The 8,227-nt window shown below is 33.4% G+C and carries 7 protein-coding genes; 5 read left to right on the top strand and 2 right to left on the bottom strand.

Annotation, left to right across the window (positions count from 1 at the left end; translation table 11 throughout):
- Positions 1-1,155 precede the first annotated feature (1,155 nt).
- The 3 genes from TS1_RS11690 to holA all read left to right on the top strand — a co-directional run bounded on the left by TS1_RS11690 (position 1,156) and on the right by holA (position 5,026).
- Positions 1,156-1,689 (top strand): ComE operon protein 2, encoded by a 534-nt coding sequence (locus TS1_RS11690; RefSeq protein WP_083498314.1) that lies wholly within the window; start codon positions 1,156-1,158, stop codon positions 1,687-1,689.
- A gap of 247 nt (positions 1,690-1,936) precedes the next feature.
- On the top strand, positions 1,937-3,943 hold the full coding sequence (locus TS1_RS11695; RefSeq protein WP_245610128.1) for a DNA internalization-related competence protein ComEC/Rec2: 2,007 nt from the start codon (positions 1,937-1,939) through the stop codon (positions 3,941-3,943).
- A 69-nt stretch (positions 3,944-4,012) separates the two neighbouring features.
- Entirely contained in the window at positions 4,013-5,026 is a 1,014-nt protein-coding gene (gene holA, locus TS1_RS11700; RefSeq protein ID WP_068710658.1) for a DNA polymerase III subunit delta, read from the top strand.
- 58 nt (positions 5,027-5,084) lie between these two features.
- Here the strand turns inward: holA and rpsT are convergent, their stop codons facing one another.
- The gene (gene rpsT / locus TS1_RS11705) at positions 5,085-5,339 is read right to left on the bottom strand and encodes a 30S ribosomal protein S20 (RefSeq protein ID WP_068710659.1); all 255 of its coding nucleotides are present in this window, start codon (positions 5,337-5,339) and stop codon (positions 5,085-5,087) included.
- A gap of 254 nt (positions 5,340-5,593) precedes the next feature.
- Between rpsT and TS1_RS11710 the strand changes: the two genes are divergently transcribed.
- Positions 5,594-6,613, top strand: coding sequence for an inorganic phosphate transporter (locus TS1_RS11710; protein WP_174519345.1), 1,020 nt, complete (start codon positions 5,594-5,596; stop codon positions 6,611-6,613).
- A gap of 12 nt (positions 6,614-6,625) precedes the next feature.
- On the top strand, positions 6,626-7,249 hold the full coding sequence (locus TS1_RS11715; RefSeq protein ID WP_068710660.1) for a DUF47 domain-containing protein: 624 nt from the start codon (positions 6,626-6,628) through the stop codon (positions 7,247-7,249).
- Positions 7,250-7,312: 63 nt separating this feature from the next.
- Here the strand turns inward: TS1_RS11715 and TS1_RS11720 are convergent, their stop codons facing one another.
- Complete coding sequence (locus TS1_RS11720) at positions 7,313-8,146, bottom strand: undecaprenyl-diphosphate phosphatase (RefSeq protein ID WP_068710661.1); 834 nt, start codon at positions 8,144-8,146, stop codon at positions 7,313-7,315.
- Positions 8,147-8,227 lie beyond the last annotated feature (81 nt).

Consider the following 8,227-nt stretch of genomic DNA (forward strand, 5'->3'; position numbering starts at 1 on the left):
TCTTCTATAAAACTAGAATTTATAATTTAAAGTAGATAATAGAAATTTCAAAACCGATAAAAATTAACCAATAAGCATGTTTCAAGTGATGAACTAATAAAAGTAGCTCCATATTAAAGGTGCAAATTGTTTTACGAACTAGAAAGACTTCCTAACGACCTCTATAAATCACCTAATTATTATACAAAATCTTTTTCTTTAATTGATAAAGTTCCTTATTTTTCTCATTTACTGACTCATTTTTTTACATACTATTTTAATTGATGACAATACATGGTAAAACATAATTAAAGAATTGATTCTTGGTCCAAGCATTTTATTAAAAGAAGTGACTTTTCACTTCTTTAATAAATATTTTTGATCTTTGAAAATCAAATAGCAAGTTATTAACTACTTTAATCTAATAAGAGTAAAATGAATATGTCGCCATGATACAAAGTTAAAAATTTACAAACGAGTAAGCATAAAACATCATTTTAAGTGAAGCCAAACTTAAACACGAGGTCTTATTAGAAAACCAGCGGCTTTAATTCCAAGCAATTTATTAGTAGTAAAAATGCATCGCCCAAATACTTATTCTTTACTTTATGTTTCTACGTCATAGATATTATGTTTAGATACAAACATTTTAGAACGGTGATAGAAATGTGGGATAATCGGTTTTTTAGAACTTATATTTTAAATTTAATTCATAAAGTACTATTGAGTTAGCTTAACTTCAATAGTTTCTAAACAATAAACTGAAAAATAGAATGGATAGTAGTAAAACCACTTGGAGCTCTGTACACAATTTAAAATGAATGTGGTAGCATATAGAGAAGGTATGCATTGTTTATTATCGTGCTTATTTTACAAAGGGAGATATTTCTTGGGTGGTATATGGGTTAGAACAAGCATTTTTAATAGCTCATACTCTTAAATAACCGAACGGAATCTTTCATTAAAAGGAATTATGATACAGGTTAGTCACAAGGATTTAAAGACAACATTAGAAATCTATAATTAAATAATAAAATGGATGGATTGTTATTTAATGACACTCTCAACGCTGTTAATTTTGATAAAATCTCTGAATACAATAACCCAATTGATCCTACGCTTGTTCAAATTTCGTGTCCAACTCGTGTCCAAATAGAAAATTAAGGAGGGCTATAGATGAGAGAGAATAATAAAAAAAACGATTCTATCAACGGTTATAATGACCAACAACAGGCGAAAGATCCACGCATTCCATGGGATCAATATTTTATGGCCCAAGCGTTACTTTTATCTTTACGCAGTACTTGTACTCGTCTTGAGGTAGGAGCTACTTTAGTTAAAGACCGACGGATCATCGCCGGAGGATACAATGGTTCTGTTTCTGGGGATAAACATTGTATTGATGAAGGTTGTTACCTAGTTGATGGACATTGTATTCGTACCATTCATGCAGAAATGAATGCGATTTTGCAATGTGCTAAATTTGGTATCTCGACTGAAGGTGCTGAGATTTATGTGACGCATTTCCCTTGTTTACAGTGCACAAAAGCATTATTACAAGCCGGCGTTAAAACAATCCATTATCTGAATAATTATCATAACGATCCTTATGCTTTAGAATTAATTGATCAAATCGGTGGATCTGTTCATCAAGTCAGTCTTGACCCTCATTATTTTGAAAAATTATCTTTTGGTCAACTGAATGAATAGCACAGTTGATTATTCCTGGAAAAATCAGCTGTTTTTCCCTGTTATCACAGCTATTAGTTTATTAAATGCTTATCTACTGAATCAACCATTTTTATTGCTTATTAGTTTCTACTTTTTATTTTGGATTTGCTGCAAAAAGCAAGTAGTTTTAGGACTACTATGTATTTTTTGCAGCTTTTTTCTATTATTAAGGGCACATACAAATCAGTTACCACAGAAAGCTCCAGCAACTGAGGAAAATACCACTGTGAATATTAAAATTTATAATGATACGATTAAAGTGAATGGCGACCTTATTTCTTTTGAAGGAAAAATCAACGATTGGAAAATCGATGGCCAATACAAAGTCACTAGTCAAAAAGAACAGCAATATTGGCAAAAACGGACGAACTGGAATAAAGAAATACAAGCAGAAGGCGTCTTTTTGCCAAACGAAGAAAAGCGAAATTTACATGGATTTGATGCGAAATGGTTTGCTTTTTCTAATCATAAATTAGGGACGTTCCGTATTGAAAAAATCAAAGGAAAACGTACGTTAAATTTGCTTGCTAATTTGCGGCAGTGGCGAGCCTATTGTATTGATTGGGTATATGACAATTTCTCACAAAAACCGGCAATCTATATTGCCTCTTTGCTTTTTGGTTATCGGGATAAAAATTTTCAACAAATTAAAGACATATATAGTAGTGCAGGGATTTTACACTTATTTACTATTTCGGGTATGCATATTTATCTATTTTATGGTTGGTTATTTTATCTAATACGAAAAACACGATTAACTTTTAGCGAGTTCAGCTTGTTCTTTTTTGTACTTATTGGTCTGAGCATTGTAATTTTTGGACAAACTGTCAGCGTTTGGCGAGCCGCTTTGATGTATAGCTTACGATTGATTTTTAAAGAGATGAATTTTCATCTTTCAAGTTTGGATCGTTTTAGCATAGTCGTATTTTTATTATTATTATATGAGCCGAAAACTTTATTGCAATTTTCTGGAATTTTATCTCTGTGGATATCTTGGATGTTTCTATTTCAACAAAGGAATACCAAAAACCATCGGCAATATTTCCATCAATCACAAGCAATTTCATTATTAGCTGCGCCCTTACTTATGTATCTATTTTTTGAATTACCCCTTTTGGCTGGATTACTAACGGCTCTGTTTATTCCTTTATTTAGTCACATCCTTTTGCCTGTATTAATCGGAACTTGTCTACTAAATATATTAGGAATTTCTCCTAGTCTTTTGGAACTTTTACTAGAAAAATTCATTTATTTTCTGGAACAATTCCTTCAATTTTCCAAACCTTTTGTTTTAATCACAGGGCAGCCTCCCCTGATTTTAACAATCATTGCTTTATTAAGTGGCGTATATATTTACCAAAATTGTCGTAAACGTTGGCTAATTGTCCCAACTATTTCGTTAATTATCTTCCAGCTATGCTCTTTAGAAACGTCCATTGCTTTTGTTGACGTAGGGCAAGGAGATAGTATTGTGATTCAAACGCCCTTAAAAAAAGAAGTCTATGTTATTGACACTGGAGGAAGGATCAATTTTTTTAAAGATGGTTGGCAAAATAGAAGTTATCGAACAAATGCCGAGTACACCTTAATTCCTTATTTAAAAGGGGAGGGGGTATCAAAAATTGATGGTTTATTTTTGACCCATGGTGATACTGACCATATGGGCGATGCGCAGAGATTAATAGAAGAGTTTAAAGTAAAGACTTTATACTTAGGTAAAGGTAGTCATCAGAGTACAAATATCAAAAGACTTTTAAAAAAATTGGAAAAAAATATACAAGTGAAGGAAATCGGCAGCAAAGATCAAATTGGAGAAAAAATAAAGCTTCATGTTTTAGCCCCAGAACACATCGGCAAAGGCGAGAATGAAGACTCTTTAGTCATTGCTTGTTCTATTTATGGAGTGAATTTCGTTATGACTGGCGACTTAGATCAAGCAGGAGAGAAAAAGGTTATACAAGATTATCCTGCTTTACGAGCAGATGTATTAAAGTTAGGGCATCACGGCAGTCGCAGTTCCACAGCACCAGAATTTATTGAACAACTACACCCTAAGCAGGCTATTATATCATGTGGAAAAGATAACCGCTTTGGCCACCCTCATTCAGAGGTAGTTGAAATTTTACATGATCATCAAATACAAAATCTACGTACAGATGAACAAGGAATGATCCGTTACTCTTGGCAATTTTTTACGCATAAAATGAAACAAACCCAGCAAAAAGAAAACTAGAAAATCCGCTTTATTCGTGATAGGATGATTTTAAATTACAAAATCACAGGAATAAAAGAAGGTCTCTTTATGAATGTTCAAAATGCAATACAAGCAATACGCGACCAAAAATTTCAGCCTATCTATTTGGTTTTAGGGACAGAAGAATTCTTGCAAAAGCAAGTCCGTCAAGCATTTACTGATAGTTTACAATTAGATGTGGATGATTTAAACTTTGCAGAGTTTGATATGGAAGAAGATTCATTGGATGCTATTCTCGATGAGGCAGAATCGATGCCCTTTTTTGGTGATTATCGAATGATTTTTGTTGAAAATCCAGTTATTTTAACAGCTGAAAAGAAATCAAACGCTCCAGAACATAACATCGACCGATTCCTAACCTATTTAAAAGAGCCGGTTGACACCACGATTTTAGTCTTTTTTGCTGGATATGAAAAATTAGATGAACGAAAAAAAATTACTAAGCAGTTAAAAAAGAATGCTGAAGTCATTGATGTAGCACCTATGGACGAATCACAAGTACGACGTTTTTTACAGCAGACATTAGACAATGACAAAATGAATATGGAACGCAATGCATTTGAACTATTTGTCCGCCTAACCAATGCAAATCTAACAAAAGCTATGAGAGAACTAAAAAAATTACAACTTTTTGCAGCACAAACAAAACATATTACAAAAAAGAATGTAGAAGATCTAGTGCCTAAATCCCTTGAAGATAATGTATTCGAATTAACTAATTACGTACTGCAAGGAAAAACGACCGAAGCTTTACAATTATATGAAGATTTGCATATACAAGGGGAAGAGACGATCAAAATCAACGCAATCTTGATTAGTCAGATACGAATTTATCTACAAACAGCTATTTTATTAAAGATGGGTTACCAGCAAGGAAATATCACCCGCAGTTTAAATGTGCATCCCTACCGTGTGAAGCTGGCGATTCAACAAGTCCGAAAAATGGATATTCCAACGTTAACTCAGTTATATGACCAACTAATCGAAAATGATTATAAAATAAAAACGGGACAAATGAACAAAGAATTTTTATTCCAGCTATTTCTTTTACAAGCTGCTTAAAATTTCCATAAAAAAAGGATTTGAAGTTCAATTATAGACTTCAAATCCTTATTATTTTTTATTTGGCAACAACTTTACTTAAACGTGATTTATCACGTGCTGCTTTATTTTTATGAATCAAGCCTTTTGATTCAGCCATATCGATTGCTCTAACAGCTTCATTAAATAGTGTTTCTTTATTATCAGCATTTTCACGTGCTGCTTGTTCAGCTTGTTTAATCGCAGTACGCATTGCACTTTTTTTAGCTGAATTTTCTGGAGTAACTTTGTAATTTTGGCGAACTCGTTTTATTGCACCTTTAATTTGTGGCATTTATTTCACCTCCGTGATTAGAAAATATTATACGTTATTTCCGTATAATTCAACAATAGTCATTATACCTAATGCTTCAACTGTTTGCAATAACAACCTACAAAGAAATTTCATTCATGAAAATAAGACAGTCTATCAGAAAATAAGCCGATTTTTATTTTTGGATAAAAAACGAATTAAAATAAAAATCGGCTTTCCTAATGTCCTACTTTTGTGCTATGATAGCATCGAACTATGAATGGTGGTGTAAAATTTTGAGCGTTGCATTAGTGGTTACAGTTACGCTTGTTATGGGCGTTATCTTTGTTAATGGTTGGACGGATGCACCAAACGCGATTGCTACGGCCGTTTCAACTAAAGTATTAAAACCAAATACGGCTATTGGAATTGCGGTTGTGATGAACTTTCTTGGTGCATTAATCATGACCCTTTTTAATGCACAAGTTGCAGAAACAATTAGTAATATTGTGTCTTTTGAAGCACAAGGACAGGTGGGAGTTGCCAAAATCGCTTTAGCAGCCTCACTGTTTTCTATTGTCGTATGGGCAGTGAGTGCTTGGTATTTTGGAATACCTACTAGTGAATCGCATGCACTAATTGCTGGGTTAACCGGCTCTGCCATGGCTCTAGGTGGTTTAGATGCTGTCAATGGCCAAGAATGGATAAAGGTAATCATTGGGTTAGTCCTATCAACCATTTTAGGCTTTGGTGGGGGTTACCTTGTGACTAAGCTTGTAAGCTTTCTATTTTATAATGCTTCTAGGAGAAAAGCGAATAAATTTTTTACTTGGGGACAAGCAATTTCTGCTGCAGCTAATGCTTTTTTACATGGGGCGCAAGATGGACAAAAATTTATGGGCGTTTTTATGTTAGGTTTATATTATAATGGTTTAGCTGAAAAAACAGGAAATGGTTTTGTTATCCCCATATGGGTAATGGCACTTTGCTCGCTTACAATGGGAATTGGTACTTCAATTGGCGGCATGAGAATCATTAAATCTGTGGGGATGGATATGGTAAAGCTTGAAACTTACCAAGGCTTTTGCGCTGACTTAAGTACGGCCATCTGTTTGTTTTTTGCTTCGATTTTTGGAATTCCTGTTTCCACAACACATACAAAAACAACGGCGATTATGGGCGTAGGAGCCTCTAAACGAATATCAAGCGTAGACTGGTCCATTGTCAAAGACATGATTTCGGCTTGGGTGCTGACTTTTCCAGGATGCGGCTTGATCGCTTATATTATGGCTAAAGTTTTTGTAGCAATTTTTTAAGGAGAGATTAAAGTGGGAAGAAAAAAGCAATATGATTATTTTAAAAAGATGGAACAACTCGCTGAAAATGTGCATGTTGCAGCAGAAATCTTAGAAGATATCGTAGATAATTATTCGAATAATAACTTTTTAGAAAAAGCAGAAAAAATTCATGAAGTTGAAAAAAATAGTGATCACATCGTCGAAGAATTAACAAATGAGCTATATGATGCATTCATTACACCCATCGAACGGGAAGATATCTTAATGATTTCTGAACGTTTAGATGACATTTTAGACGGTATTAACGCAATGACTTACTTGTTTGAAAATCTTGTGATTACTCAAATGCGCGAAGAAACCGATGCCCTTGCTAGCCTAGTAACCAAAGCAGCTAAAGGTGTTCATGAAGCGTTGAAAGAATTTCCTAAGTTTAAAAACTCTAAAACCTTAAAAAATTTGATCTCCGATGTTAATAATATTGAATCTCAGGGGGATCGACTCTATAGCCGTTTGAAAAAGCAGCTATTCAGTAAAGAACAAGATGTTTTAGAAATTGTGAAATGGAAAGAAATTTATGATGGTTTTGAATTAATTATCAATTACCATGAAGATGCTGTAGATCTTATTGATGGCATGATAATTAAAAATACGTAAATTATAGAAAAAAAGAAGATACCAGTATTAGCTTTACAAAGCTAATTTCTGGTATCCTTTTTATTACATAGCAACCGCCCAATAAAGAATTAAAACAATTCCTAAAACAATCCGGTACCAACCAAAAGCAGTAAAATCATTTTTCTTGAGATAATTTAATAAGAATTTAATAGCTAAGATAGAAACGATAAACGAAATAACTGTTCCGATAAGTAAAATGATTGTTCCTGCAAAATCAAAACTATTACCAGTGCCAATAAATTTTAGAATCTTAATAAAACTAGCGCCAAACATCGTAGGAATTCCTAAGAAAAAGGAAAACTCTGTCGAAACAAAACGCGAACCACCAATTAAAATGGCACCTAATATTGTGGCCCCTGATCTAGAAGTCCCCGGAACTAATGAAAGAACTTGAAACATCCCGACAATTAAAGCAAATTTATAAGTGATTTGATTTAACTGTGCGATTTTAGGCGTCCGATTTTGGTTCCTTTTTTCTACCAAGATAAAAGCAACGCCGTAAACAATTAATACTATAGCTACTGGTAGAAATTTATGCATGTGTGCATCTAACCAGTCATCTAAAAAAATACCTATAATACCTGATGGAATGATGGCTACAATCACACGAAACCATAGTTGCCAGGTCGCATTTTTTTGAACAGTATTCTTATTTGAAGCAAATGGATTTAATTTATTAAAATATAAAACAACCACCGCTAAAATAGCACCTAGTTGAATAACCACATTAAACATCGACATAAATGCTTCGCTTGCTTCTAAACGAACAAACTCATCAGCTAGAATAAGATGTCCAGTGCTACTAACGGGTAGCCATTCAGTAATGCCCTCAATGATACCTAAAATAATAGCCTTAATAACATTTGTAAAAAACATATCTTCAATCCCTTCCTAAGTAATGCCAAAGACAAGTATACCGTTAAAAGAAAAGATTATAAATAATTTTCAATAAAAAAA

This window comes from Tetragenococcus solitarius NBRC 100494 (genome assembly GCF_001544195.1).
Taxonomy (GTDB): Bacteria; Bacillota; Bacilli; order Lactobacillales; family Enterococcaceae; genus Tetragenococcus; species Tetragenococcus solitarius.

Bases quoted from the DNA above. Each gene is read 5' to 3' on its own strand.
- rpsT (WP_068710659.1), bottom strand. From the start codon at position 5,339: ATGCCACAAATTAAAGGTGCAATAAAACGAGTTCGCCAAAATTACAAA.
- TS1_RS11690 (WP_083498314.1), top strand. From the start codon at position 1,156: ATGAGAGAGAATAATAAAAAAAACGATTCTATCAACGGTTATAATGAC.
- holA (WP_068710658.1), top strand. From the start codon at position 4,013: ATGAATGTTCAAAATGCAATACAAGCAATACGCGACCAAAAATTTCAG.
- TS1_RS11720 (WP_068710661.1), bottom strand. From the start codon at position 8,146: ATGTTTTTTACAAATGTTATTAAGGCTATTATTTTAGGTATCATTGAG.